This window comes from Celeribacter sp. ULVN23_4 (genome assembly GCF_054788345.1).
Genome location: NZ_JBTVYO010000001.1, coordinates 346,308 through 371,871 on the forward strand (window position 1 = coordinate 346,308; position 25,564 = coordinate 371,871).

The 25,564-nt window shown below is 59.4% G+C and carries 23 protein-coding genes; 10 read left to right on the plus strand and 13 right to left on the minus strand.

The genetic code is table 11. The annotated features are described in order from the left end of the window. Nucleotides 1-10: 10 nt before the first annotated feature. From ACYBHZ_RS01665 to xdhA, 6 genes are read right to left on the minus strand one after another with little or no spacing between them, the layout of a single operon-like run. Entirely contained in the window at nucleotides 11-937 is a 927-nt protein-coding gene (locus ACYBHZ_RS01665; RefSeq protein WP_460272442.1) for an ABC transporter permease, read from the minus strand. Next, a complete protein-coding gene (locus ACYBHZ_RS01670; RefSeq protein ID WP_460272443.1) occupies nucleotides 937-2,022 on the minus strand; it encodes an ABC transporter permease in 1,086 nt (361 codons plus the stop codon). Before ACYBHZ_RS01670 ends, ACYBHZ_RS01665 begins: the two co-directional genes overlap by 1 nt. Then, a complete protein-coding gene (locus ACYBHZ_RS01675; RefSeq protein WP_460272444.1) occupies nucleotides 2,019-3,557 on the minus strand; it encodes an ABC transporter ATP-binding protein in 1,539 nt (512 codons plus the stop codon). The genes ACYBHZ_RS01670 and ACYBHZ_RS01675 overlap by 4 nt, the downstream gene beginning before the upstream one ends. Beyond that, nucleotides 3,554-4,477 carry a xanthine dehydrogenase accessory protein XdhC gene (gene xdhC / locus ACYBHZ_RS01680; RefSeq protein ID WP_460272445.1) on the minus strand — a complete coding sequence of 308 codons (924 nt, stop codon included), beginning with the start codon at nucleotides 4,475-4,477 and terminating at the stop codon, nucleotides 3,554-3,556. Before xdhC ends, ACYBHZ_RS01675 begins: the two co-directional genes overlap by 4 nt. Continuing rightward, nucleotides 4,474-6,888, minus strand: coding sequence for a xanthine dehydrogenase molybdopterin binding subunit (gene xdhB / locus ACYBHZ_RS01685; RefSeq protein ID WP_460272446.1), 2,415 nt, complete (start codon nucleotides 6,886-6,888; stop codon nucleotides 4,474-4,476). Before xdhB ends, xdhC begins: the two co-directional genes overlap by 4 nt. After that, the gene (gene xdhA / locus ACYBHZ_RS01690) at nucleotides 6,888-8,249 is read right to left on the minus strand and encodes a xanthine dehydrogenase small subunit (RefSeq protein WP_460272447.1); all 1,362 of its coding nucleotides are present in this window, start codon (nucleotides 8,247-8,249) and stop codon (nucleotides 6,888-6,890) included. Before xdhA ends, xdhB begins: the two co-directional genes overlap by 1 nt. Nucleotides 8,250-8,476: 227 nt before the next feature. Here xdhA and dnaE point away from each other — a divergent pair, with 227 nt between their 5' ends. Beyond that, a complete protein-coding gene (dnaE, locus tag ACYBHZ_RS01695) occupies nucleotides 8,477-11,995 on the plus strand; it encodes a DNA polymerase III subunit alpha (protein WP_460272448.1) in 3,519 nt (1,172 codons plus the stop codon). Nucleotides 11,996-12,067: 72 nt separating this feature from the next. Here dnaE and ACYBHZ_RS01700 read toward each other — a convergent pair whose 3' ends face one another. Further along, the gene (locus ACYBHZ_RS01700; protein WP_460272449.1) at nucleotides 12,068-12,280 is read right to left on the minus strand and encodes a SlyX family protein; all 213 of its coding nucleotides are present in this window, start codon (nucleotides 12,278-12,280) and stop codon (nucleotides 12,068-12,070) included. A 160-nt stretch (nucleotides 12,281-12,440) separates the two neighbouring features. Here ACYBHZ_RS01700 and hisS point away from each other — a divergent pair, with 160 nt between their 5' ends. The 3 genes from hisS to hisG are packed head-to-tail and all read left to right on the plus strand — an operon-like array spanning nucleotide 12,441 to nucleotide 15,732. Next, nucleotides 12,441-13,925, plus strand: a complete 1,485-nt coding sequence (hisS, locus tag ACYBHZ_RS01705; RefSeq protein WP_460272450.1) for a histidine--tRNA ligase — start codon at nucleotides 12,441-12,443, stop codon at nucleotides 13,923-13,925. After that, on the plus strand, nucleotides 13,925-15,034 hold the full coding sequence (locus ACYBHZ_RS01710) for an ATP phosphoribosyltransferase regulatory subunit (protein ID WP_460272451.1): 1,110 nt from the start codon (nucleotides 13,925-13,927) through the stop codon (nucleotides 15,032-15,034). Before hisS ends, ACYBHZ_RS01710 begins: the two co-directional genes overlap by 1 nt. Beyond that, complete coding sequence (gene hisG, locus ACYBHZ_RS01715) at nucleotides 15,034-15,732, plus strand: ATP phosphoribosyltransferase (RefSeq protein WP_460272452.1); 699 nt, start codon at nucleotides 15,034-15,036, stop codon at nucleotides 15,730-15,732. Before ACYBHZ_RS01710 ends, hisG begins: the two co-directional genes overlap by 1 nt. Before the next feature lie 84 nt (nucleotides 15,733-15,816). Here hisG and ACYBHZ_RS01720 read toward each other — a convergent pair whose 3' ends face one another. Next, nucleotides 15,817-16,236, minus strand: coding sequence for a DUF1489 family protein (locus tag ACYBHZ_RS01720; RefSeq protein ID WP_460272453.1), 420 nt, complete (start codon nucleotides 16,234-16,236; stop codon nucleotides 15,817-15,819). Nucleotides 16,237-16,380: 144 nt separating this feature from the next. On the opposite strand from ACYBHZ_RS01720, the gene ACYBHZ_RS01725 reads away from it, so the two are divergent. Both ACYBHZ_RS01725 and ACYBHZ_RS01730 read left to right on the plus strand, forming a co-directional pair. After that, complete coding sequence (locus ACYBHZ_RS01725; RefSeq protein WP_460272454.1) at nucleotides 16,381-18,648, plus strand: adenosylcobalamin-dependent ribonucleoside-diphosphate reductase; 2,268 nt, start codon at nucleotides 16,381-16,383, stop codon at nucleotides 18,646-18,648. Nucleotides 18,649-19,079: 431 nt separating this feature from the next. Then, complete coding sequence (locus ACYBHZ_RS01730; RefSeq protein WP_460272455.1) at nucleotides 19,080-19,475, plus strand: hypothetical protein; 396 nt, start codon at nucleotides 19,080-19,082, stop codon at nucleotides 19,473-19,475. A gap of 291 nt (nucleotides 19,476-19,766) precedes the next feature. Here the strand turns inward: ACYBHZ_RS01730 and ACYBHZ_RS01735 are convergent, their stop codons facing one another. Continuing rightward, nucleotides 19,767-20,057: a hypothetical protein gene (locus tag ACYBHZ_RS01735; protein ID WP_460272456.1), complete on the minus strand. Its 291-nt coding sequence runs from the start codon at nucleotides 20,055-20,057 to the stop codon at nucleotides 19,767-19,769. A gap of 15 nt (nucleotides 20,058-20,072) precedes the next feature. Between ACYBHZ_RS01735 and ACYBHZ_RS01740 the strand changes: the two genes are divergently transcribed. Continuing rightward, on the plus strand, nucleotides 20,073-20,420 hold the full coding sequence (locus ACYBHZ_RS01740; protein ID WP_460272457.1) for a cytochrome-c peroxidase: 348 nt from the start codon (nucleotides 20,073-20,075) through the stop codon (nucleotides 20,418-20,420). Nucleotides 20,421-20,440: 20 nt separating this feature from the next. Here ACYBHZ_RS01740 and ACYBHZ_RS01745 read toward each other — a convergent pair whose 3' ends face one another. Then, a complete protein-coding gene (locus ACYBHZ_RS01745; RefSeq protein WP_460272458.1) occupies nucleotides 20,441-20,836 on the minus strand; it encodes a hypothetical protein in 396 nt (131 codons plus the stop codon). A gap of 157 nt (nucleotides 20,837-20,993) precedes the next feature. On the opposite strand from ACYBHZ_RS01745, the gene panC reads away from it, so the two are divergent. From panC to ACYBHZ_RS01760, 3 genes are all read left to right on the plus strand, one after another. Beyond that, nucleotides 20,994-21,866, plus strand: a complete 873-nt coding sequence (gene panC / locus ACYBHZ_RS01750) for a pantoate--beta-alanine ligase (RefSeq protein ID WP_460272459.1) — start codon at nucleotides 20,994-20,996, stop codon at nucleotides 21,864-21,866. A gap of 12 nt (nucleotides 21,867-21,878) precedes the next feature. Then, complete coding sequence (panB, locus tag ACYBHZ_RS01755) at nucleotides 21,879-22,700, plus strand: 3-methyl-2-oxobutanoate hydroxymethyltransferase (RefSeq protein WP_460272460.1); 822 nt, start codon at nucleotides 21,879-21,881, stop codon at nucleotides 22,698-22,700. 347 nt (nucleotides 22,701-23,047) lie between these two features. Continuing rightward, nucleotides 23,048-23,965, plus strand: a complete 918-nt coding sequence (locus ACYBHZ_RS01760; RefSeq protein WP_460272461.1) for a pirin family protein — start codon at nucleotides 23,048-23,050, stop codon at nucleotides 23,963-23,965. A 22-nt stretch (nucleotides 23,966-23,987) separates the two neighbouring features. On the opposite strand, the gene ACYBHZ_RS01765 is transcribed toward ACYBHZ_RS01760, so the two are convergent. The 3 genes from ACYBHZ_RS01765 to ACYBHZ_RS01775 all read right to left on the minus strand — a co-directional run bounded on the left by ACYBHZ_RS01765 (nucleotide 23,988) and on the right by ACYBHZ_RS01775 (nucleotide 25,549). Beyond that, entirely contained in the window at nucleotides 23,988-24,185 is a 198-nt protein-coding gene (locus tag ACYBHZ_RS01765; RefSeq protein WP_460272462.1) for a CsbD family protein, read from the minus strand. 67 nt (nucleotides 24,186-24,252) lie between these two features. Further along, complete coding sequence (locus tag ACYBHZ_RS01770) at nucleotides 24,253-24,459, minus strand: CsbD family protein (RefSeq protein WP_460272463.1); 207 nt, start codon at nucleotides 24,457-24,459, stop codon at nucleotides 24,253-24,255. A gap of 91 nt (nucleotides 24,460-24,550) precedes the next feature. Continuing rightward, nucleotides 24,551-25,549 (minus strand): 2-hydroxyacid dehydrogenase, encoded by a 999-nt coding sequence (locus ACYBHZ_RS01775; RefSeq protein WP_460272464.1) that lies wholly within the window; start codon nucleotides 25,547-25,549, stop codon nucleotides 24,551-24,553. Nucleotides 25,550-25,564 lie beyond the last annotated feature (15 nt).

Consider the following 25,564-nt stretch of genomic DNA (forward strand, 5'->3'; position numbering starts at 1 on the left):
CTCGCGACAATCACGAGGTGTGGAAAATCCGCCCGAGCATGGCCGGTGCGTTGGAGGCACCATGACGCCGCGCGGAAATGACGACAAGGACCAGAATGGTCGCAAGGAAAGGCGACATGGACAAAAGCTCCACCGGAACTTTCGCGCCCGCCGCCTGAAGGTTGAGTTGCAAGACGGTGATGCCGCCAAAGAGGTAGGCCCCGATCAGAACGCGGCCCGCTTTCCAGCTCGCGAAGACGACGATCGCGAGAGCAATCCAGCCGATCCCGGCGGTGATCCCGTCGGTCCATTGCGGCACACGCACGAGGCTGATGTAAGCGCCGCCAAGCCCAGCCATGGCCCCACCAAACCCAATGGCCGCAAAACGGACGGCCTTGACCTTGTAGCCAAGGGCGTGGGCGGCAGCATGGTTTTCCCCGACCGCGCGCAGGATGAGGCCGGCGCGGGTAAACTTGAGGAAAGCCCAGATCACAACGACCATGACCAGCGACAGGTAGACAATAGCGTCATGCTGGAACAGCACCGGACCGATGACCGGAATGTTTTCCAGCACCGGAATGTTGAGATCCGGCATACGCGGCGGTGACATGCCTTGGTAATTTTGGCCCAAGAGCGACGCAAGGCCGGTGCCCAAAAGCGTCAGGGCGAGACCGGCGGGCACCTGTGTCGTCAGGAAAATCTGGGTCAAAAGGCCGAAGAGCATGGAGAGCGCCGCACCGCCGATGGCGGCAGCGATGAAACCCACGGTCGGCGACTGCGTCTCGATCGCAGCGATGAAACCGCAGACCGCCCCGAAGATCATCATGCCTTCAACGCCGAGGTTCAGAACGCCGGATTTCTCCGTGACCATTTCGCCCAGAGCGGCGAGGAGGATCGGGGTCGAGGCCACCATGAGAGAGGCCAGAAGGACAACAGGGTTGATCGAACCGAAATCCATTACGCGGTCTCCCGGTTGATGAAGGTGATGCGGTAATTCACCACGAGGTCCATGGCGAGAAGGATCATCAGGAGCATGCCTTGGAACACCTGAATGGCGGCGGAAGGCAGGCCCAGCATGAACTGTGCGAGTTCCCCGCCAATGAAGGTGAGCGCCAGCAAGAGCCCGGCGAGCAGGATGCCGATGGGATTGAGGCGTCCGAGGAAGGCCACGATGATCGCGGTGAAGCCATAACCTGCGCCGAAGTCGATGGAGATTTGACCAGCGGGGCCTGTCACTTCGAACAAACCCGCGAGGCCCGCAAGAGCGCCAGCGGCACCGAGGCAGAACATGACAAGAAGCTTGTCTTTGACGCCCGCAAAACGCGCCGCGCGCGGGCTTTCTCCCGTCAGGCGGATTTGGAAGCCGAGGAGATGTTTATTCAGAAGTACATAGGCGGCGACCACTGCACCCAAAGCGGCGATGACGCCCCAGTGCGCCCCCGTGCCGGGGATCAGTTCAAGGTTCGACATCCAAGGAATTTGGCTCATGTTGCGAGAGCCGGGAAAGCCATTGCCCTCCGGGTTGCGCAGAAAGCCAAGGGCGGCAGAGGCGAGGATTTGTTCGGCCACGTAGACCAGCATCAGCGAGACGAGAATCTCGTTGGTGTTGAATTTGGTTTTCAAAATGGCCGGGATCATCGCCCAGAGAAAGCCGCCGACAGCACCCGCGATGACCATGAGCGGGAAAATCCACCACGCATCCAGCGGGTAGAGCGCGAGACCGACGGAAGCGCCAGTAATAGCGCCCATGATGTACTGACCTTCCGCTCCAATGTTCCAAATGCCGGCTTTGAAGCCCAGTGACAGGCCAATGGCGATCAGGATCAGCGGCCCGGCTTTGACGAGAAGCTGCGGGCGCGAATAGGAGGCAAATTGTTCGTTGAACAGCGGATCCCAGAAAATCGTGCGGATCGCGGCGACCGGGTCTTTGCCCATCGCGGCGAAGAGAAGCCCGCCGAGGATCATGGTCAGGACGACCGCAAAGACAGGCGTCGCGAGGGTCCAGAATTTCGAGGGTTCGGGGCGTTTGACGATGGCGATCATCCAGCCACCTCCGTTTCTTGCGTCGTCTCCGCCGCGTGCATATCATGCGCGCCCCCCATCATAAGGCCGATCTCATCCACGGTGAGACCTTTGGCCGGACGCGGCGCGGTCAGTGTGCCCTCGTTGAGGGCGGCGAAATGATCAGAAATTTCCATCAGCTCGTCGAGATCCTGAGAAATCACGATGAGACCCGCGCCTTTGGCCGCAAGATCAAGCAAAGCCTGCCGGATCGCCGCCGCGGCGGAGGCATCGACGCCCCAGGTCGGCTGGTTCACGACAAGCACTTTCGGATCTTGCAGCACCTCACGTCCGATGACGAATTTCTGCAGGTTACCGCCGGACAGCGAGCGCGCGGCAGAGCCGGGACCGGGGGTGCGCACGTCGAAGGATTTGATGATGTCCCTCGCAAAGCTCTCGGTCTTCTTCCAGTTCAGGAAATTGTTTTTGCTGAGTTTCTTGCGGATATTCGCGGTCAGAACCGTGTTTTCCGTCAGGCTCATATTGGGCGCGGCGGCGTGGCCGAGACGCTCTTCCGGCGCGGCCAGAAGACCGATCTTGCGCCGGGCGTTCGGCGCCATATGGCTCACATCCTGCTTGTCGAAAATCACCGAGCCCTTGCCGGTTTTCGCCTCGCCCGACAGCACAGAGAGCAATTCGTCCTGTCCGTTGCCTGCAACCCCGCCGATGCCAAGCACCTCGCCGGCGCGGAGTCGCAGGGAGACGTCTTTGAGCCGTGTTCCAAACGGGTTCGAGGGCACGAAGTTCAGCCCCTGCACATCAAGCAGCACCTCACCTGCCTCGCTACTTTCGCGCGAGGGCACATGCAGCGTCTGGCCGACCATCATTTCCGCCATCTCGCGCGCTGAAGTGGCTTTCGGATCGCAGGTGCCAACCATCTTGCCAAGCCGCAGGATCGTGGCCCCGTCGCACAGCGCCCGGATTTCTTCCAGCTTGTGAGAGATGTAGAGGATCGAAGTGCCCTCGGATTGCAGCTTGCGCAGGGTCTTGAAGAGAATCTCGACCTCCTGCGGCGTCAGAACCGAGGTCGGCTCGTCCATGATCAGAAGCTTCGGGTCTTGCAGCAGGCAACGGATGATCTCCACCCGTTGCCGTTCACCTGCGGAGAGATCACCGACGATGCGGTCGGGGTCGAGTGGCAGACCGTAGTTTTCGGAAACCTCGCGGATCGCCTGCGCCAGATCGCTCATTTTCGGCGGATTTTCCATGCCGAGCGCGACATTTTCGGCGACGTTCAGCGCTTCGAACAGAGAGAAATGCTGGAACACCATCGCGACGCCTGCGGCACGGGCCGCCTGCGGGTTCTGCGGGGCGTAGGAGCCGCCGTGCAGCTTCATGAAGCCCGCATCCGGTTTCTCCAACCCATAAATCATTTTCACCAGCGTCGATTTCCCGGCGCCATTCTCGCCCAAAAGCGCATGTACCTCGCCGGGTCCGATGGAGAAACTCACATCGTCATTGGCGCGCACGCCGGGATATTCGCGGGTCAAGCCCACGACTTTCAAAAGCTCCGTCACGCAGTCCGTTCCCCATAAGATTCTGTGATCTTTCGCCCCCAGATTACTTGGGCCGCAACCCCAACCGCAATGGCCTGCGGGTGTTTCCCGAGCTCTGGTTGCCCAATTGGACAGCAGATGCAATCGATTTGAGCATCCCCGTGACCCAAATCCCGAAGACGATTGCGAAACCGCGCCCATTTGGTGCGCGAGCCAATAAGCCCGGCGAAGGCAAACCCATGGCCCAGCGCGCGGTGGCACAGCTCCAGATCGAGCGCATGGGAATAGGTCAGGATCAGGTGCTCGGCCTCACTGGGCGCATAGCTCATAAACCGCTCGGGCTTGTCTGCGACCAGCTGCGTGACACCCTCCGGGATCACCTCTGGAAAACGATTGGTAGCGGTGTCGATCCAAGTGATCGCCAGGTCTGGCAAGGGCGCAAGCGTCGCCACGATGGCGCGCCCAACATGCCCCGCGCCCCAGACCCAGATCGGACGTGTGGCGTGCGTGATCGGTTCGATCATCCAATCGCTGCAAAGGCTTGGTGTAATGACACCCTGTGCCCGCGCCTCTGACAATATCTTTTTCACCGTGAAGGGCATGAGGCCGGGACCACGGGCGAAGACATCTTCCGGGATGTCCGCGACGCTCTCGAAGACCTCCGTCAAAAGCGTCACCGCCCCGCCGCAGCATTGCCCCATCGCGGGACCAAGCGGCAGGCGTTGCAAGCGCGGGGCGTCAAACGCATGTTTGGCCGCCTCATATTCCAAAGTGCCGCCGCCGATGGTCCCGGATTGGCCAAAGCCCCCAACCCTGTGCCAGACCAACATGGATGCACCGACCTCGCGCGGGGCGGAGCCTTGCACCTCCGCCACCACGACGCGGGCCACAGGGCCATGCGCTTCGATGGCCGTTTTCAATGCCTCCCTGTCGAAACTCACGCGCTCGCCTCCCCCTTGGCCCGAGCGATGGCAGACAGGCATTCTTCGGGCGTAGCAGGAGCATTCAGAGCCGGGTAGTTCGGCCCGCAAGCCGCACAGGCGTCCGAGAGCGCGAGGAAGGCGGAGATGCCCAACATAAAGGGCGGCTCGCCGACAGCCTTGGAGCGGTAGATCGTCTCTTCGCGGTTGCGCCCATCCCACAGGTCCACATTGAACACGTCGGGCGCATCAGAACAGGCCGGGATTTTATAGGTCGAGGGGGCGTGGGTCTTGAGCATGCCCTTGTCGTCCCACACAAGCTCTTCGGTGGTGAGCCAGCCCGCGCCCTGCACGTAGCCGCCTTCGACCTGCCCCTTGTCGAGCGCCGGGTTCAGCGAAGCGCCCGCGTCATGCAGGATGTCGGCGCGCAGAATGCGGTTCTCACCGGTCAGCGTGTCGAGCGCCACCTCGGTGATGGCGATGCCATGGGCAAAATAGAAGAACGGACGCCCCTTGCCCGCGATGCGGTCCCATTCGATTTTCGGTGTTTTGTAAAACCCGGTCGAAGAAAGCGAAACGCGGTTCATATAGGCAAGGCTGATCAGTTCAGCGAAGTCCATCTCGTGAACGCCGAAATGCACCTTACCGTTGGCCCAAGACACATCGCTTTCGCCGAAGCGTTCTAGGATGAAGACCTCAAGCCGGGTGCGGATGCGGTCACAGGCGTTTTTCACCGCCATGCCGTTCAGGTCGGACCCAGAAGAGGCGGCGGTGGCCGAGGTGTTCGGAACCTTGGCGGTGTCCGTCGCGGTGATCTTCACCTTATCCAGAGAGACGCCAAATTCCTGCGCCGCGACTTGGGCGACCTTCTGGAACAGCCCCTGCCCCATTTCCGTGCCGCCGTGGTTCAGGTGGATCGAGCCATCGTTATAAATATGAACCAGCGCGCCCGCCTGATTGAGGTGGGTCAGCGTGAAGGAAATACCGAACTTAACAGGCGAGACACCCAATCCTTTTTTGATGATTGGGTTCTCTGCATTCCATTTTGCAATGGCATTTTTGCGTATAGTATAGTCGGAGGTCTTCAGAAGTTCCTCTGTCATACCGTGCAGGATGAAGTCTTCGACCTCCTGACCATAGGGCGTCAGCTTGCCGCGCGGCGTGACTTGCCCCCCAGCGTGTTTGGGATGATCGTCGAGATGTTCAATGCTGCCCAGAGAGGTCGGCTCGCCCTCGACAGAGAGCACATGATCCTCGGGCATACCGTCGCCCGCGGTCGGAACCACCATCTCGTCGTAATAGTTGAGCTTGCGCACTTCGATCGGGTCTTTGCCGAGCGTGTGGGCGATGTGATCGACAACGCGCTCGATGCCTAGAACACCCTGCGGCCCGCCAAAGCCGCGATAGGCGGTGTTGGACTGGGTGTTCATCTTGAGCCTGTGGCTCTCAATCCGGGCATTGGGAAGGAAATAGGCGTTGTCTGCGTGCAGCATGGCGCGGTCGGCCACCGGCAGGGTCAGGTCCATCGACCACCCGGCCCGCGTCAATTGAAGAAAATCTATGCCAAGAATACGCCCCTCTTCATCAAATCCGCAGGTATAAGAGATGCGAAAGTCATGGCGTTTTCCGGTGATGATCATGTCATCGTCGCGGTCATAGCGCATCTTGCAGGGCTTACCGGTATCGCGCGCCGCGATGGCGCAGGCGATGGCAAGCCAGTTGCCCTGAGATTCCTTGCCACCAAAACCACCGCCCATGCGGCGGGTTTCAACGCGCACCGCATGCATCGGAATGTGCAGCGCATGGGCGACCTTGTGCTGAATCTCGGAGGGGTGCTGGGTCGAGGCATGGACCAGCATATCGCCGCCTTCCTGCGGGATGACGGCGGCGGCCTGTCCTTCGAGATAGAAATGCTCCTGACCGCCCATCTCGATCATGCCTTCGATCACATTGGGGGCTTCAGAGATGGCCTTGGCGGCATCGCCGCATCCGTAAATGCGCGGACCGTCTTCGAACCGACTTTCTGCCTCCATAGCAGCGTCATAATCGAGAAGCGCAGGGAGTTCCTTGTAGTCAATCTTGCCAAGCTTCGCGGCCTTGCGCGCGGCGAGGTGCGAGGTGGCGACGACGAGGAAAATCGGTTGACCGATGAACTGCACCTCGCCGGAGGTGAGCAAAGGTTCGTCACCTAGAGAGGGCGAGCAATCGGGCACGTGATCACCGAAATCCTCAGCCGTGTAAACCTTGACCACACCGGGCGCGGCGCGGACGGCGGAGAGGTCCATCGCGGTGATCTCGCCATGCGCGACAGACGACAGCCCGAAGGCCAGATGCAGCGCACCGACGGGCAGCGGGATGTCATCAATGTAACGGGCTTGGCCGGTCACATGGAGCTTTGCGGCATCATGCGGAAGGGGGGAACCAACAGACATTACGCGCCCTCCTTCACGTCGAGGACCGAGGTGGTGAGGCCTTCGGTTTCCGCGAAATAGCGTTTCAGCATGTTCTGGGCGGCCGTTAGGCGATAGGCGGCGGAGGCGCGCATGTCGCTCATCGGGGTGTAATCTTCTGCGAAACTGGGAAGCGCGGCTTCGATGGTGTCCATCGACCAGGGCTTGCCGATCAGTATCGCCTCAACCGTTTTCGCCCGCGCGGGTGTCCCCGCCATACCACCAAAGGCGATCCGGGCGGAGGAGATAGCGCCATCCGAAACAGTGATATTGAACGCACCGCAGACGGCAGAAATATCCTGATCGAAACGCTTCGAGAGCTTGTAGACCTTGAGATCTTTCAGGCCGGATTTCGACACGATGATGCTTTCGACAAACTCCGACTCGGCACGGTCCTGTTTGCCGTAAGCGATAAAGAACTCTTCCAGCGGAATGGTCCGGCGATCTTCACCTTTGCGCAGCCTGAGCATCGCCCCGGCGGCAATCAGCGGCGGCGGACTGTCCCCGATGGGAGACCCGTTGGCGATATTGCCGCCAAGGGTCGCAGCGGCGCGCACTTGGGTGGAGGCAAAGCGGCGATACATCTCCGAAAGGGACGCGGAATGCGGTTTGAACAGGGCGATCAGATCGGCAATCGGGGTCATCGCGCCAATTTCGAATGCCTCGTCGGTCTCCGTCACGCCCTTCAGATCTTCAACACCATTCAGGAAAATGACCTCATTCAGATCGCGCATCTGTTTGGTGACCCAAAGCCCGACATCGGTCGCCCCCGCGATCAACGTGGCGTCGGGGCGCAGGGCATAAATGGCGGCGAGTTCCTCGGAACTTTCCGGGCGCTCGACAATGGCCGGGGCCGTGAACGGGATATGCTCCAACTCTTCCGGGATCGGCGCGTCTTCGACCTTGCGCGCGGCGCGCAGGATCGGGGCGTAGCCGGTGCAGCGGCACAGGTTGCCCGCCAGAATGTCATCATGATTGGTCTCGCCGCGCGCATGCGCCGTCGCGAGAGACATGACGATGCCCGGGGTGCAAAAACCGCATTGGCTGCCGTGTTCTTCGATCATCGCCTGTTGCACGGGATGCAGCTTGTCACCTTTGGACAAGCCTTCCACCGTGGTGACGGATTTGCCGTGAAGCTGTGGCAGGAACAGGATGCAGGCGTTCAGAGGTTTCTTGCCGCTTTCATCCTCCACCATCACGGTGCAGGCGCCACAATCGCCTTCGTTGCAGCCTTCCTTGGTGCCCGTGAGGCCGCGTGTTTCGCGTAGATATTCGAGCAGAGTTCGCGTCGGCGCGTCGCTTGCGGTGATAAGCTCGCCGTTCAGCCGAAAAGTGATCTCCATACGTCAGACCAGCCGCTTTCTTGTTCAAAACACGCGCCCGATGCGGCGGAAAGCGCGTGTGATTTCTAAAAGAAAACCGAGATGCGCGGTGTTTTGCAAGGGATTCTTAATCGCTTTTGCTTGGCTTTTGTACTTTTGATCAAAAAATGAGCGCCCGCGAGAAGCTGTGGACAAGTGGCGTTTTGCCCTTGGCGAGCCGCGCGCGCTTGCGATAGCTTGCCCCTTACATGAGCACAGCTTCCTTTATCCATCTGCGGGTCCACACCGAATATTCGCTCCTCGAAGGGGCGATGAAGCTCAAGAAATTGAGTGGCATGGTTGCGGACATGGGCATGCCCGCCGTGGCCGTGACGGACACGAACGATCTGTTCTGCGCGCTGGAATTTTCCGAGTATTCCAAAGGGGCTGGCATCCAGCCGATCATCGGCTGTCAGATCAGCGTGGCCTACACGAAGCCAGAGCCCGGCGCGAAGCCGAAAGCCCCTGCCCCGGTGGTTTTGCTGGCCCAGAACGAGACTGGCTATGAGCATCTGATGAAGCTCAATTCTTGTCTCTATGTCGACAAGCACGACGGCATACCGCAGGTGACGCTTGAGGAGCTGGAGCGCTATTCCGGCGGGTTGATCTGTCTCACGGGCGGCTCCGACGGGCCGATTGGGCGGATGATCCGCGATCACCACGAACCGCAGGCGCGCGCGCTTCTGGAGCGGTTCAAAGCGATCTATCCGAACCGGCTCTACGTCGAATTGCAGCGCCATCCGGGCGAGGAAGGCAGCCATACGGAGGCCGAACGGCTGACCGAGCGGCCTTTCGTGGAATGGGCCTATGATTTGGGCCTGCCGCTGGTGGCGACGAATGATGTGTATTTCCCGAAATCCGAGATGTACGAGGCGCATGACGCGCTTTTGTGTATCGCCGAAGGGGCTTACGTCGATCAGGTCGAACCACGCCGCCGCCTGACGCCGGAGCATTATTTCAAATCCCCCGCCGAAATGATCGCGCTGTTTGCCGATCTGCCGGAGGCCATTGAGAACACGGTGGAGATCGCGAAACGCTGTGCGTTCAAAGCCTATAAGCGCGCGCCGATCCTGCCGAAATTTGCCGATGACGAGGTCGAGGAACTGCGCAAACAGGCGTGGGAAGGCCTCGACAAACGCCTCGCCGTGATCCAGCCCGCTGCCCCACGGGAAGAGTATGAGGACCGGCTCAAATTCGAGCTTGGGATCATCGAACAGATGGGCTTTCCGGGCTACTTCCTGATCGTGGCCGACTTCATCAAGTGGTCGAAAGATCACAACATCCCGGTCGGACCGGGACGGGGCTCAGGCGCTGGCTCTCTGGTCGCCTATGTGTTGACCATCACGGACCTTGACCCGCTGCGCTATTCGCTGCTGTTCGAACGCTTCTTGAACCCGGAACGTGTGTCGATGCCTGACTTCGATATCGACTTCTGCATGGATCGCCGCGAAGAGACGATCCAATACGTGCAGCAGAAATACGGGCGCGACAAGGTGGGGCAGATCATCACCTTCGGTGCGCTTTTGTCCAAAGCGGCGGTGCGCGACATCGGGCGGGTTTTGCAGATGCCTTACGGTCAGGTGGACCGTCTGTCGAAGCTGATCCCCGTCGAAGGCGTCAAGCCAGTGTCGATCAAACAGGCGCTGGAAGACGAACCGAAACTGCGCGAAGAGGCCCGCAACGAAGAGGTCGTGGATCGGCTTTTGACCTATGGCCAGCAGGTCGAAGGGCTTTTGCGGAACGCATCGACCCACGCGGCGGGGGTTGTGATCGGCGACCGGCCCTTGGACCACCTCGTGCCGCTCTACCAAGACCCGCGCTCCGACATGCCCGCGACCCAATTCAACATGAAATGGGTCGAGCAGGCCGGTCTGGTGAAGTTCGACTTTCTTGGCCTCAAGACGCTGACGGTGATCCAGTCCGCGATGGACCTGATCTTCAAATCCGGTCGCCCCCTGCACATCGCCGCTGACGGGACCGAGCTTTATGAGCCGCCAGAAGGCGGGGAGAACGAGATCAACCTCATCCCGCTGGATGACGAAAAGACCTACAAGCTCTATTCGGACGCCAAGACCGTTGCGGTGTTCCAGGTGGAGAGCTCGGGCATGATGCAGGCGCTTCGGCAGATGAAGCCGACCTGTATCGAGGACATCGTGGCGCTTGTGGCGCTGTATCGTCCCGGCCCGATGGAAAACATTCCGACCTATTGCGACGTGAAACACGGGCGCAAGGAATTGCAGTCGGTCCACCCGACCATCGACCACATCCTCGCGGAGACGCAGGGCATCATCGTGTATCAGGAACAGGTGATGCAAATCGCGCAGGTCATGGCGGGCTATTCGCTCGGCGGCGCTGACCTTCTGCGTCGTGCGATGGGTAAAAAGATCAAAGAGGCGATGGACGCCGAACGCCCGAAATTCGAGGCGGGCGCGGCGAAGAACGGGGTCGATAAAAAGAAAGCTTCCGAGGTCTTCGACCTTCTGGAGAAATTCGCCAACTACGGCTTCAACAAATCCCACGCGGCAGCCTATGGCGTCGTATCCTACCAGACCGGCTGGCTCAAAGCGAACCACCCGGTGGAGTTCATGGCGGGCGTCATGAACTGCGATATTCACCTGACCGACAAGCTGTCGATCTTCTGTGAAGAGGTGCGGCGCGGGCTTGATATCGAGATCATTCCGCCCTGTGTGAACCGCTCTCTGGCGACGTTCGATGTGGTGGATCAGAAGCTAGTCTATGCGCTCGGTGCGCTGAAAAACGTCGGCGTCGAAGCGATGCAATTGATCGTCAAGGCACGCGAAGAAGGCGGCAAACCCTTTGTGACGCTCTATGATTTCGCGCGCCGCGTCGATCTCAAAAAGGTCGGCAAGCGACCGCTTGAGATGCTTGCCCGTGCAGGCGCCTTTGACCTTCTGGACAGCAACCGCCGCCGCGTTTTCGACAGCCTCGACGCGCTGGTGCAATATTCCGCCGCGATCCATGAACAGAAGGCCTCGAACCAAGTGTCGCTCTTTGGCGATGCGGGCGAAGACCTGCCGGAACCGCGGCTGTCACCGGTCGGCGATTGGGTCGCCTCCGAACGGTTGATGGAAGAGCAGAAAGCCATCGGCTTCTACCTCTCCGGCCACCCGCTCGACGATTACGCAGCCGCGCTCAAACGCAAGAAAATCGGTACCATCGCCGAGGTGCAGGCCAAGGCAGAGGCCGAAGGCGGCACGATCATGAAGGTTGGCGTTTTGGTGTCCGGCTTCCGTCCGATGAAATCCGGCAAAGGCACGCGCTACTTCCGGATGAACATTTCCGACCCGACAGGTCAGCTTTCCGGCATCGCGATGTTCCCGAAGAAGGGCGAATACGACTCCTCCTACGATATTTTCGAGAAACACGACAAACTTGTCATGTCGCTTGAGGGCCGGTTCAACGACGGGCAGTTCGACCCGATGATCCGCTCCGTCGCCCCGATGGAGACCGTCGTCGCCGATGCCGGCGGCGCGGCGCTCAAGATTTATTGCGAGAACACGCAGGCGATCATTCAGGTCGGTGAACTTTTGACCCGCGTGACGGAAGAGGCGAAGCAACCCGCCAAGGGCGCGATCAGTTTCTGCCTCATGCCGCCTGACACGCAAAACGAAGTCGAGATCGACGTGCCGCAGCCGTTCGTCATCACCCCGGAGATCAAAGGCGCGATCAAGTCCTTTGACGGCGTGGTACTGGTTGAGGATATGTGAGGCGGGCTGGTTCGCCCGACGACGCAGTACGCAGGAACCTTACGGTCACAATCTGCGGTGCAGATTGTAACTTCACCAATGCGGCGGGCGTTGATCGGCGAGCGGCACGGAACCGTCTGTCTCCGACTGACGCAGGGCTTCGGCCTCCATCAACATACCAAGCCGACGTTCGGCATTTTCGATGATACGCTCCTGCTGCGCGACGATGTCGGACAGCTCCTCAACGGTTTTCGTGAGATAGGCGACCTGTTCTTCAAGGGCTGTGATGCGGGTTTCGTCGGACATGTCGGATCCTCTCTCGTTCGAACTTGGGCACATGTGAGCGCGATATAGGCCCCTTATAGGCCTCTGTCATAGGGATTTCACAGGCCAGACATGCCTGCCGCCTTGCCCCTTTGGCCCCCGTGCGATATGCCGCCCGCGACAAAGTGCAAAAGGACCGGCCATGGCCAAGCCCAAGAAAACCCCGCGCCCCAAGGCAGTGACGCCGAAGGGCTTTCGTGATTACTTCGGCACCGAGGTGAGCGAGCGCAAACATATGCTCGATCAGATCGCTGAAGTCTATCATCTTTACGGGTTTGAAGCACTGGAAACCTCGGCCGTGGAAACCGTCGAGGCGCTCGGCAAATTCCTCCCCGATGTGGACCGCCCGAACGAGGGTGTATTCGCCTGGCAGGAAGACGACTCGGATTGGGTCGCGCTGCGCTATGACATGACCGCGCCGCTCGCGCGGGTCGCGGCACAGTACCGCCAAGACCTGCCCTCCCCCTATCGCCGCTTTGCGATGGGGCCGGTATGGCGCAACGAAAAACCGGGGCCGGGACGTTTCCGCCAGTTCTACCAGTGCGACGCCGACACCGTGGGCGCGCCGTCTGTGGCCGCTGACGCAGAGATTTGCGCGATGCTGTCGGACACGCTGGAAGCCGTCGGCATCCCGCGCGGCGATTACATCATTCGTGTGAACAACCGTAAGGTTCTCGACGGCGTTCTGGAGGCCGCTGGCCTGCCCGACACCGCGGAATTCGCGACTGTGCGCGGCATCGTTTTGCGCACCATCGACAAGCATGACAAGTTCGGCGACGCAGGCGTCATGGCTCTGCTCACCGAAGGGCGAAAAGACGAGAGCGGCGACTTCACCGAAGGTGCTGGCCTTGCCAAAGCACAGGTCGAATTGATCCTTGGTTTCGTCAATGGTCGCCAAGACAGCAATGCCACCACCTTGGACCGTCTGGGCGCGCTGGTTGGCGAGGCAAAAACCGGCCAAGAGGGCGTCGCGGAACTGCGCGAGATCGCCGAGTTGCTCGAAGGCCAAGGCTACGGTCCCGACCGTATCGTTATCGATCCCGCCGTGGTGCGTGGCCTCGGTTATTACACCGGCCCGGTCTACGAGGCCGAGCTGACCTTTGAAGTCACCGACGAAAAAGGCCGCGTGCGCGAATTCGGTTCCGTCGCCGGCGGTGGCCGGTACGACGATCTGGTGAAACGCTTCACTGGTCAGGCTGTCCCGGCGACGGGTATGTCCATCGGCGTCGACCGTCTTCTGGCCGCACTGCACGCCACGGGTCGGATCGGCTCGAAGGCGCAAGGCCCTGTCGTGGTGACCGTGATGGATCGCGACCGGATGGGCGACTACATGGAAATGGTGACGGAACTGCGCCAAGCGGGCCTTCGCGCCGAAGTCTACCTCGGCAACCCGAAGAACTTCGGCAACCAGCTCAAATATGCTGACAAGCGTGAAAGCCCGGTGGCGATCATTCAGGGCGGCGACGAGGCCGAGCGCGGCGTGGTGCAGATCAAGGACTTGATCCTCGGCACCAAGATTGCCGAGAGCGCCTCGCTTGAGGAATGGAAAGACCGTCCGAACCAATACGAAGTGCCGCGCGGCGAAATGGTCGCGAAAGTGCGCGAGATTATCGAAAGCTATAGCTGATGCCCCGTTTTGACATTCCGAAGGCGACGGTCAAAGCCGAAGCTGCGCGCTTGAAGGCGCTCTTTGAGGAGAGCGGCGCGCAGGCCGTCGAGATGGATATTCTCCTGCCTGCTGAGGTGCTTTTGGACCTCTACGGCGAAGACATCCGCGCCCGCGCCTATGTCACCAATGACCCGGAGCGTGGCGAAATGATGCTGCGCCCGGATTTCACCGTGCCCGTGGTACAGGAGCATATGACCAACGGCGCCGAACCCGCGCGCTATACCTATGCAGGCGAAGTGTTCCGCAAACAGGAAGATATGCCCACTCGCGCCAATGAATACATGCAGGTCGGCTACGAGGTGTTCGACGGCTCCGATCCGGCGGCTGCTGATGCCGAGGTTTTCGCGAGGTTCTCTGAAGCTCTCGCTGGCTCCGGACTTCACGCAGCGACCGGCGACATCGGCATTCTGATGGCTGCCGTGGCGGGGCTGAAAACCACCGAACGCCGCCGCGCCGCTTTGCTGCGCCACATCTGGCGGCCGCGCCGGTTCCGCGCTCTGATGTCCCGGTTCTCCGAGGCGGGCACCGCCCTGCGCAAGCAAAACCTCGAACGCGTGCGCGCCAATCTGGCCGAACCGGAAGCCCCCTTCATCGGCTTGCGCACCCAGACGGAGATCGACACCCGGATCAAGGCCCTTGAAGAGGATGCCGCCGAGCCGCCGATCTCCGCCGCCGAGATCGAATTGCTCGACGACATCCTGTCGCTCAAGGAAACCCTGCCGCATGTGCTCTCGCAACTGCGCGACATTGCGGTGGACCTGCCTGCGATTTCCGATGCCGTGCGGCTTTTGGCCCGCCGGGTCGAGGCGCTCGATGCGCGCGGGGTCGATGTCGAGAATCTCGACTTCGAAGCTTCCTATGGCCGCACCTCGATGGAATATTACGATGGGTTCGTGTTCGGCTTCTATGCACAGGGACGCCCCGATCTGCCTCCAGTGGCCACGGGCGGGCGTTATGACGCGCTGACCGCGGTGCTCGGGCAAGGTCGTTCGATCCCCGCTGTGGGCGGCGTGATCCGCCCGAATGTGCTTTTGGCCCTGAAATCCACCCAGAAAGGAGCGGCGTGATGGTTGTCAAACTTGGCGTGCCCTCAAAGGGCCGGTTGATGGACAAGACCTTTGAATGGTTTTCCGAGCGCGGCGTGACCCTGTCGCGTGCCGGGGCCGAGCGGGAATATTCCGGCGCGGTTGACGGCATCGAAGGCGTCGAACTTGTGCTCCTGTCCGCCTCTGAAATTCCGCGCGAACTGGCTGCCGGGCGCATTCACCTCGGAGTTACCGGCTCCGATCTGGTGCGCGACAAGCTGGCGAGTTGGGACAGTAAGGTGATCGAACTGGCGAAAATGGGCTTCGGCCATGCCGATCTGATCATCGCCGTGCCGAAATGCTGGGTTGATGTCGAAACCCTCGACGATCTCGACGCCGCCGCCGCCGCCTTCCGTGCGCGCCACGGGTTCCGGCTTCGCGTGGCGACGAAATACCACCACCTGATCCGTGAGTTCTTCAAAGCCAATGGCGTCGCCGATTATCAGCTCGTAGACTCTCAGGGCGCAACTGAAGGCACCGTGAAAAACCTCACCGCCGAGGCTGTTGCCGACATCACTTCGACGGGGGAAACCCTGCGCGCCAACCACCTGAAGATCCTGAACTGCGATCCGGTGCACCGCTCGCAAGCGACCCTGTTCAAATCGCGCATGGCGCATTGGACCGATGAGACCCGCGCGACGCTCACCGAGCTGACCCAGATGATGGGTCTCGACGACTGACACAGACCTGAGACAGCCGGGCGGGCGCATGGTCAACCCTGCGCTTGCCCGTGCTGGCCTCAGTTTCCTTTGCTGTGAAAATACTCAGATCACACCGATGTCGGACAAAGCCTGCGCCAGCTCCGGCGGCAGATCGGGTTCCGCTTTGCGCCCTTTTGGCAGGTCAACAGGGGCATCTTCCGGCTTGAGATAACGCCAGCCTTGAAACGGGCGGCGCGCGGCATTCGCGGTTCGGATCAGTTCCTTGTCGAGCATAATCTCGCAGCGCCGCACGCCGTCGGAGCCGATCACCTCTTCGAGACCGACGATGCGTTGACGTGCCTGAATGACACCCTTGATCACCCAATAAAGCGAGCCGCCATCAAGCAACTCCTTGTCCTTTTTGGGAAAGAGGCGCGAAACATGCCCACGATAGCTACTTGCCGTCGCATCGATATAGGCCTGCAGTTGATCGACACTCTCGACGCCAACGCATAATTTGACTAGGTTTATGTGGTTGGCCATTTGATCGCCCTAACTCTGGTATAAGAGCATAGGTCGCATGTGCGATTCTTCAAGCAGGGCTTTGAACGCCCTATTGCGGTTCCCCATGCTGACGCCGCAAAAGCACGTGTCCTGTCTGCTGCCATTCGAGATCGGAAAACCGCTATGACCCGTTTTACTGCCCCTATCGCCGAACAAATTTGGGATATGAAATATCGCCTCAAAGAGGCCGATGGAACAGTTCTGGATCAATCGGTCGAGGACAGCTGGCGCCGCGTGGCCCGTTCCTTGGCTTCGCTCGAAAAAGACAAGGCCGCTTGGGAAGAAAAATTCTACCACGCGCTGGAGGATTTCAAATTCCTGCCCGCAGGCCGCATTCTTGCGGGCGCAGGCACCGGGCGCGCCGTGACGCTGTTCAACTGTTTCGTCATGGGCACCATCCCCGACAGCATGTCCGGCATTTTCGACATGCTCAAAGAAGCCGCGCTCACCATGCAGCAAGGTGGCGGCATCGGCTATGATTTCTCCACCATCCGCCCGAAAGGCGCGGATGTGATGGGGGTGGCGGCGGATGCCTCCGGGCCGCTGTCCTTCATGGATGTCTGGGACGCGATGTGCCGCACCATTATGTCCGCCGGCTCGCGCCGTGGCGCGATGATGGCGACGATGCGTTGCGACCACCCGGATATTGAGCAATTCATCGAGGCGAAACAGGACAGCGCACGTCTGCGCATGTTCAACCTGTCCGTCCTCGTGACCGACGATTTCATGGAAGCGGTGAAGGCCGACGGCCCGTGGGAGCTCAAGTTTGGCGACAAGGTCTATCACACGGTCGAGGCCCGCGACCTGTGGAACAAGATCATGCGTGCGACCTATGATTACGCCGAGCCGGGCGTGATCTTCATCGACCGCATCAACAAGATGAACAACCTCTCCTATGTGGAGACCATCGCCGCGACCAACCCCTGCGGCGAGCAGCCCCTGCCCCCTTACGGCGCTTGCCTGCTCGGCTCGATCAACCTTGCTCGTCTCGTGAAAGACCCGTTTGGCAAAGGCGCGGAAATGGACGAAGAGGTTCTGTTCGATCTCGTCGCCACCGCCGTGCGGATGATGGACAACGTCGTGGACACCTCCCGCTTCCCGCTCGACGCGCAGGCACAGGAAGCGCAGGCGAAACGTCGCATCGGGCTTGGCGTCACCGGTCTGGCCGATGCGCTTCTGATGATTGGTCAGCGTTACGGTTCCGTGGAAGCCGCTGCGACCTGTGAGAAATGGCTCAAAATGATCGCCCGTGCGTCCTACCTCGCCTCCGCAGGTCTGGCCAAAGAGAAAGGCGCTTTCCCGCTCTTTGACAAAGACAAATATCTGGCGTCTGGGTCGCTCAAGATCATGGATCAAGACGTCAAAGACGCCATCGCAGAGAATGGCATCCGCAACGCGCTTTTGACGTCCATCGCGCCGACCGGCACGATCTCGCTTTACGCGGGGAACGTATCGTCGGGGATCGAGCCGGTGTTCGCCTATGCCTACACCCGCAAAGTGCTGCAAAAAGACGGCTCGCGCACGGAAGAGGAAGTCGTGGACTACGCGGTGAAGCTTTACCGCGATAAGTTCGGCGCGGATGTGGAACTGCCCGAGTATTTCGTGAACGCCCAAACGCTCGCCCCGCTCGATCACGTGCGGATGCAGGCGGCGGCACAGAAATGGGTCGACAGCTCGATCTCCAAGACGATCAACTGCCCGGAAGACATTGCCTTCGAAGACTTCAAAGAGGTCTATATGGAAGCCTATGAGACCGGCTGCAAAGGCTGCACGACCTACCGCCCGAACGATGTGACCGGCTCTGTCCTCTCTGTTTCCGAGACCTCGGAGAAAGCCCCGGAACAGGACGAAGGCGCAGAAGTCGTCTACCTGTCTGAGCCGCTCGACCGTCCGCAACAGCTTGAGGGCAACACCTACAAGCTCAAATGGCCGGACAGCGAGCACGCGATCTATGTGACGATCAACGACATCGTCCATGGCGGTCATCGCCGCCCGTTCGAGATTTTCATCAACTCGAAGAACATGGAGCATTTCGCCTGGACCGTGGCGCTGACCCGGATGATCTCGGCGGTGTTCCGTCGCGGCGGCGATGTGTCCTTCGTGGTCGAGGAGCTTAAAGCCGTGTTCGACCCGCGCGGCGGCGCGTGGATGAAAGGCAAGTACATCCCCTCCATTCTGGCGGCGATCGGCGGCGTCATCGAGACCCATCTCATCGAGATCGGCTTTATCGCAGGCGAAGGCATGGGCCTCAAAACCGACCCGAAATCCGAGGTGGTCGCGATTGGCGAGAACCCCCGCGGCAAAGCCTGCCCCTCCTGCGGTCAATACGACATGCGGATGATTGAGGGCTGCATGACCTGCGCCTCCTGCGGCCATTCGAAATGCGGGTGAGACGTGCTGCCGAGGGGATGTGTAGGACCCACTAAACCTTGTCCATTTCCGGGGTAATTTGTCCATTCCGGCACAGGATTAATGACCATCGGCTGCCATGCAGTCGGTGGTTTCATTTTATTTCAATAGTTTACGCGTCTTCCGGATTTGCGACCTTTGATGCGCCGCGACAGCGCTCCGTCCTGGTGGCGGGCGTTGACGACCAGCCGCACTTTCGACATTCCTCAGGCTGTTCGAGGTCAGGCCCCAGCTGATCCAGGACATGTCGAACCCGACCTGGTACTAGGGACACTTCCAGACGGCAGCTACCCAAGTGAGGGTAATCGGGCGATGAAATGCCCCTGATTGGCGATGACGCCAAAAGGTTGAAGAAGGATCGGAGGTGAATTACGCTAAACTGTAAGAAATTTACAGCACATGGTATTTATTGCATGAAAACTTGGTATATTTTAACGGGTCTCTTTATAGCTGTGTGTTTGCTGGCATTTCGCTTTGTTGCATTTCACAAACAAGATTACGTAATTGTTGATGTACCGGGCCTACGTGATGGCGAAGTTTGGCAATTCGAGTGCAAACTTCATAGCGACGAGAGCCAAACTGAATTTGATATCCGAGTTGAAGAGGCTGGAGAGTTTTTTCGGGCTTCTGTGAATGCTGCTCTGAGGGGCGCGAGCCATGAAATAGTGGATGCGGTCCGAAACAAAGATGGTATGGCCGCGGTCAGCCAAATCAATGCTGCAGACAGGTCACTACAGGAAGCAGGCAAACGAATAGATGAAGATCTGAAAATTCTATATGACTGTGAGGGTATAGCGAGAGCCTCTTAGAGCAATCCTATTTCTAGAGTAATCTTCTAATTTCTCTGGATGAAATGGCCATCTGGCGGCCTCAAGATGTTTTTGGGTGATTTGGGTTATTATATTTCAATGACTTACGTTTCCAGAAAAGCCGCCAATGGACTATTATTCATGGGTTTACAGGGACACCTCCCCTCGGCGCCCTTCCTAGGAACATCTAAACACATATGATTTGCGGCATATTTATCACATCGAAAAATTCACAGAATAGTATTTGGCTAAAAAGATCGGAGGTTGGCTTGTCAGGGGAATTGCCCCCTTCTAAGCAACCCCGAATTTCCAGGTAGCGAGCTTCGCGCCAGCCTCCCCCGGATCGTCCCATTTCGACTCTGGATGGCCTATGCGTTTTACCCAGAGGCCTTCGCCGCCATATACGGCGATGAAGTGATTACGCTCGACCGAGTTGCCGGAGCGCTTGCCGCGTTCCAGACTCATCTCGATACACCAACCCGACTGGATCGTTTTCTCTCCGGGGAAACAGATATGCTCACAGATCAGCAAATCGAAGGCCTGCATCTTTTTCGCACCAAGGCCCGCTGCGCGAATTGTCACATGGGACCGGCCCTGATGGATGGCGCATTCCACAAGATCGGCCTGACCTATTATGAGCGCACATATCACGACATGGGCCGCTATGAGATCAGTGGTGATCCGGCGGATGCCGGGGCGTTCCTGACCCCCAGCCTGCGCCAAGTATCATGCAGCGCCCCCTATATGCACAACGGGCTTTTCCCGACGCTGCACGGGCTTGTGAAGCTCTATAATGCCGGTGGCGCGCATCAACCCGAACAGCCCGAGCGAGCCGTGCGCGCCCCCTTGTTCCTGCCCGCCACGGAAGTCGATCCACTCTTGCAAACGCTTGAACTCACACAAGAGGAGCGGGCCGCACTTGTCGCGTTTCTTGAGGCGATCTAACTGCGTCCCGCAGAGTCATTTCAACTGCGGGTAATCGAACAGCTCTTGCCTCCGCCCTGTTTGGTTTTGCAGTCCATCTGGATCGTCTCTTCAGGCTCCTCTTCGACTTCCTTTTCACCGAAAAGCCAGACGCTCGCCCGTTCGAAATAATAGACGGCAAGTTCACCGATCCCCGCATCTTCAGGCGGCGCTGCAACCTCTTCTTCGACGCGCTCGGCCTCTGTGTCCCCCGCTTCGGCGGTTTCTGCGCCGGTTTCTGCGCCGGTCATTGGCTCCGAAACGCTCCCTGACGCGTCCACGGCGACCTCATCCGTCCCTGCCGATTTGATCTGCACGAATTGAACGCCCACGAACACCAAGATCACAATCCCGCTGGCCAGGCTCAGTATCCTGATAATTTTGCCAAAAGATCCCATCGTCTTCATCCTGTTCAAAGCCCCGCTTGCGGGCCAACATCGGGGTAAATTCTGTCGAAATTGCGGAAGCGACACGGATATTCGATGCAAGGGCAAGAAAACCTTCGTCGCCGGATGCGCTGGACGACACCTCGCGTAATTTGTACTGTCCGCCCGAATGACCGCCTCGGGAGGGCTGACATTGAAAATCTGCCGGACAAAACAAGACATTCGTGACACCGTCAAAGCCTTTCAGGCGGCGGGAGACAAGGTCGGGCTGGTCCCGACGATGGGCTATTTGCACGAGGGTCACATGACGCTGGTGCGGACCGCAAAGTCCGAGGCGGAGCGGGTCATCGTGTCGATCTTCGTCAACCCGACGCAATTCGGAGAAGCCGCCGATCTCGATGCCTATCCGCGCGATGAGGCCCGTGACTTCGCCCTGCTCGAAGCCGAGGGGGTGGATGCGGTGTTCTGTCCTTCTGTCGAGGAAATGTACCACCCGCAGAAACAAACCACCGTACTGACCGAAGAGCTCGACACCGTGCTGATGGGCGCGCTGCGTCCCGGCCATTTCAAAGGCGTCTGCACCGTGGTGACCAAGCTCTTCAACATCACCGGCGCGGACAAGGCGTTCTTTGGCGAGAAGGATTATCAGCAGCTTCAGGTCGTCAAAACCATGGTCCGCGATCTGGACATGCCCATCGAGATCACCGGCGTGCCGACCGTGCGCGAGGTGGACGGGCTGGCGATGTCCTCGCGCAACGTGCGCCTGACACCCGAAGATCGCCAAGCCGCGCTGATCCTGAACAAGGCGCTGGCCTATGCCGATTACGAGGCTTCGGACGGCCGGACAGGCCCCGATCTCGAACAGGAAATCCGTGACTTCATCGCCCGCGAACCGCGCGCCAAGGTGGAAAGCGTCGATGTCCGCGATGCCGAAACCCTTGCCGAAGTGCCCGGAACGATCACCCGCCCCGTGGTGATCCTGCTGGCCGCCCGTTTCGGCGATGTGCTATTGATCGACCAACGGGTTGCAAACCCGGTCTGAGGAGGAAACGCAATGTCCAGTCAAACCGAAACCATCCGTCGCGTTACCGTGCCGCAAATCCGCGCGCGCAAAAACGGCGACCCGATCGTTTCGCTCACCGCCTATCACGCCCACACTGCGGCGATTGCCGAAAAATACTGTGATTTCCTGCTGGTTGGCGACAGCCTCGGCATGGTCATGCATGGCATGGAGAGCACGGTCGGCGTGTCTTTGGAACTGATGATCATGCACGGCAAAGCCGTGGTGCGCGGCACCAAACGTGCGCTTGTCGTGGTCGACATGCCCTTCGGCTCCTATGAAGAAAGCCCGGCGCAAGCCTTCCGCAATGCCGCTAAGATCATGAAGGAAACCCAGTGTCAGGCCGTCAAACTCGAAGGCGGCGCGCGCATGGCGGAAACGATCAAGTTCCTGTCCGAGCGCGGCATCCCGGTGATGGCGCATATCGGCCTGACCCCGCAATCCACCAATATCATGGGCGGGTTCAAGACACAGGGCCGCGACGAGGACGACTGGCAATTCCATATCGACGACGCCGTGGCCGTGGCCAAGGCCGGTGCTTTTGCCGTCGTGGTCGAGGGCGTGGTCGAACCGCTCGCCGATAAGATCACCAAGGCCGTTGATGTGCCGACCATCGGCATCGGGGCTTCGAAAACCTGCGACGGGCAAATCCTTGTGATGGAAGACATGCTCGGCCTGAACGACTGGGTGCCGAAATTCGTCAAGAAATTCGGCGCGGTTGGCGAGGCGATTGAAGACGCCATCGCGTCCTATGCCGAAGACGTCAAATCCCGCGCCTTCCCGACGCCCGACAATGTTTACGGCTCCAAGAAATAAGATTGAGCGCCCTTCGGGGCGCTTTTTCTTTGAGTATTTAGGGCACAAAGGAAACAAAAATGCGCCCTGACCGCCGGTGCATGGCGCTGTGGCGTCTCCGGAAGGGATTTCGTCCCACGGGTCAGGGCGTCTCCTTCGTGCACGGCCATCGGCTCTCCAGCCTGTACCGCATCGATACCGTGCCCGGTTAACCTTAACATGGGACTAAGGTCCGTCTCCTTTGTGCCCAAAATACTCAAACTGCGCGTTTCCGTTCGCCCGCGCACAGAACCCGTTCGCGCAAAGCCGTTTACGCACAGAGGCGAATGACCACATGATGAGGCAACAGATGACACAGGAGTCTCCTCATGACATTTCGTCCCGTCAAAGCGACCTCTGAAGGTCAATACACGCTCGAAGGTGCGGGCGTTCATCTCTATCGTGCGTTCGGTTTTCACAAGCCGCGCGAGTTCGATCCGTTCTTGTTGTTCGATGACTTCCGCAACGACGATCCCCGCTTCTATGAAAAGGGCTTCCCTTGGCACCCACATCGCGGCATCGAGACGATCACCTATGTGCTCGACGGTGAGGTCGAACATGGCGACAGCCTTGGCAACAAGGGCGTGTTGGGTAAAGGCTCGGTGCAATGGATGACGGCTGGCTCCGGCATCATGCACCAAGAAATGCCGCGCGGGAACGCGGCGGGCAAGATGCACGGGTTTCAACTTTGGGCCAACCTACCCTCCTCACTCAAGATGACCACCCCGCGTTATCAGGACATTCAGGGCAGTGACATTCCCGAGATCATTGACGACGATGGCACCAAGGTGAAGATCGTCACAGGCTCATTCTGGGGTCAGCGCGGGCCTGTTGATGGCATCGCCGCCGATCCGCTTTACCTCGACATTTCCGTGCCGCCGAACACGCGCAAGGTGTTGCCGGTCGATACCTATGCGAACACCTTTGCCTATATTTTTGCCGGAAGCGCCTCGTTCCGAGATGCATCCAAACCCTACGGCGTGCGCATCGAAAAAGAGGTGAACGGCGAAGAGGTCAATATTCGCGACATGTCCGGCAATCGGACTTTGGTGAATTTCGATACCGGCAACGAGATCGTGGTGAACAGCGGGCCAGAGGGCGTGCGCTTCCTGTTGATTTCCGGGCAGCCGCTCAAGGAGCCGGTCGCATGGCACGGACCAATTGTGATGAACACGCGAGAAGAGCTTATGCAGGCGTTCAACGAGTTGAACAACGGCACATTCATTCGCGATCAGCGCGATCACTGATCCAGAAACACAAAAAACGCAATCAAAGCTTGTCGATAAAGTCGTTCACAGCCTTGCGGGCCTCTTCCTTCGACTTGCCGTAGCGCTCTTGGATTTTGCCTTCGAGCTGTTCGCGATTGCCTTCGGCTGCGGCAAGATCATCGTCGGTCAATTCGCCCCATTCCTCACGAACGCGGCCTTTCATCTCTTTCCATTTACCTTGAACTTGATCCCAATTCATCGGGGGCCTCCTTTCAGTGTCTGAAAAGAAAACGCACGGCCCCTCGGACAAGTTCCGAGACAAATCTTCAGGCGGCAGCAACCCGCTCTTTCCAACTCGACACCGCGAAGCGGACCTCGTCCGGTGCCTTGCCATATGTGGCCGCAATCTCGCGTTCAAGAAGATCGCGATCTCCCGCAATCTCTTCAAGTTGAGCGTCGCTCAGCGCGCTCCATTCCTGTTTGGCCTTGGCTTTAAAGCGGAACCATTTGTCTTCGATGCTGGACCAGCGCATGATCTGTCCTTCCGGGTTTCACTGCATAAATCTTCAGATTATCAACGCAGCTTGAGCGGAAATGGTTGCAAGCCGGTCAAACCGGTGGACGTTAGAGCATCGCTGGCACCACCATATCGGGCGGGCGGACGCCATTGTTGAAATTACAAATGTTCAACAACACACGCTCACCCATTTCAATGCGCCCCTCCACGGTCGCAGAGCCCATATGCGGCAAGAGCACCACATTGGGCAGGGCACGCAGGCGCGGGTTGATCTGATGTCCATGCTCGAACACGTCGAGACCGGCCCCGCCAATCTCTCCCGCGCGCAGCCCCCGCGTCAGAGCGTTTTCATCGATCACCTCCCCACGAGAGGTGTTCACGATCACCGCCGTGGGCTTCATCAGCTTAAGCCGCCGCGCATTGATCAAATGATAGGTCGCCGGCGTATGCGGGCAGTTGATCGACAGGATATCGATCCGCGACAACATTTGATCGAGACTGTCCCACCATGTCGCTTCCAGCGCGTCCTCCGTCTCCGAATGCAGACGATGGCGGTTGTGATAATGCACGGACAGCCCGAAAGCCTTGGCCCGGCGCGCGGCGGCCTGCCCCACACGGCCCATCCCGAGAATACCGAGACGTTTACCACCAAGGCGTTGTCCCAAAAACGCCGTCGGCGCCCAGCCCTGCCATTCGCCCGATTGCATCACGGCCAGCCCTTCGGGAATACGGCGCGTCACGGAAAGTAGAAGCGCCAGAACCATGTCGGCCGTGTCTTCTGTCACGACATCGGGCGTGTTCGACACCATGATGCCGCGCCCCTGCGCCGCGCCGACATCAATGTGGTCCAGCCCCGCACCGTAATTGGCAATCAGCTTGAGCCGGTCCCCGGCCTGCGCCAGCATCTCGGCATCAATCCGGTCGGTCACACAGGGCACAAGCACATCCGCCCGCCCCATCGCAGCGATCAATCCAGCGCGATCAAGCTTCGCGTCGTCGTGACTGAGCTCCACATTGAACAATTCCTTCATCCGGGTCTCAACCTGTTCGGGCAAAGCCCGTGTGACGACAACCCTGAGACGCTCTCTGCCCCTGATCTGACCCATGATCGCGACCTCACT

Coding starts and splice junctions, on each gene's coding strand:
- ACYBHZ_RS01775 (WP_460272464.1), bottom strand. CDS start 25,549: ATGGGTCAGATCAGGGGCAGAGAGCGTCTCAGGGTTGTCGTCACACGG.
- hisG (WP_460272452.1), top strand. CDS start 15,034: ATGGTTGTCAAACTTGGCGTGCCCTCAAAGGGCCGGTTGATGGACAAG.
- ACYBHZ_RS01765 (WP_460272462.1), bottom strand. CDS start 24,185: ATGAATTGGGATCAAGTTCAAGGTAAATGGAAAGAGATGAAAGGCCGC.
- ACYBHZ_RS01720 (WP_460272453.1), bottom strand. CDS start 16,236: ATGGCCAACCACATAAACCTAGTCAAATTATGCGTTGGCGTCGAGAGT.
- ACYBHZ_RS01710 (WP_460272451.1), top strand. CDS start 13,925: ATGCCCCGTTTTGACATTCCGAAGGCGACGGTCAAAGCCGAAGCTGCG.
- ACYBHZ_RS01760 (WP_460272461.1), top strand. CDS start 23,048: ATGACATTTCGTCCCGTCAAAGCGACCTCTGAAGGTCAATACACGCTC.
- panC (WP_460272459.1), top strand. CDS start 20,994: ATGACCGCCTCGGGAGGGCTGACATTGAAAATCTGCCGGACAAAACAA.
- ACYBHZ_RS01700 (WP_460272449.1), bottom strand. CDS start 12,280: ATGTCCGACGAAACCCGCATCACAGCCCTTGAAGAACAGGTCGCCTAT.
- dnaE (WP_460272448.1), top strand. CDS start 8,477: ATGAGCACAGCTTCCTTTATCCATCTGCGGGTCCACACCGAATATTCG.
- ACYBHZ_RS01730 (WP_460272455.1), top strand. CDS start 19,080: ATGAAAACTTGGTATATTTTAACGGGTCTCTTTATAGCTGTGTGTTTG.
- ACYBHZ_RS01770 (WP_460272463.1), bottom strand. CDS start 24,459: ATGCGCTGGTCCAGCATCGAAGACAAATGGTTCCGCTTTAAAGCCAAG.
- panB (WP_460272460.1), top strand. CDS start 21,879: ATGTCCAGTCAAACCGAAACCATCCGTCGCGTTACCGTGCCGCAAATC.
- ACYBHZ_RS01665 (WP_460272442.1), bottom strand. CDS start 937: ATGGATTTCGGTTCGATCAACCCTGTTGTCCTTCTGGCCTCTCTCATG.
- xdhB (WP_460272446.1), bottom strand. CDS start 6,888: ATGTCTGTTGGTTCCCCCCTTCCGCATGATGCCGCAAAGCTCCATGTG.
- ACYBHZ_RS01670 (WP_460272443.1), bottom strand. CDS start 2,022: ATGATCGCCATCGTCAAACGCCCCGAACCCTCGAAATTCTGGACCCTC.
- ACYBHZ_RS01740 (WP_460272457.1), top strand. CDS start 20,073: ATGGATGGCGCATTCCACAAGATCGGCCTGACCTATTATGAGCGCACA.
- xdhA (WP_460272447.1), bottom strand. CDS start 8,249: ATGGAGATCACTTTTCGGCTGAACGGCGAGCTTATCACCGCAAGCGAC.
- ACYBHZ_RS01745 (WP_460272458.1), bottom strand. CDS start 20,836: ATGGGATCTTTTGGCAAAATTATCAGGATACTGAGCCTGGCCAGCGGG.
- ACYBHZ_RS01725 (WP_460272454.1), top strand. CDS start 16,381: ATGACCCGTTTTACTGCCCCTATCGCCGAACAAATTTGGGATATGAAA.
- hisS (WP_460272450.1), top strand. CDS start 12,441: ATGGCCAAGCCCAAGAAAACCCCGCGCCCCAAGGCAGTGACGCCGAAG.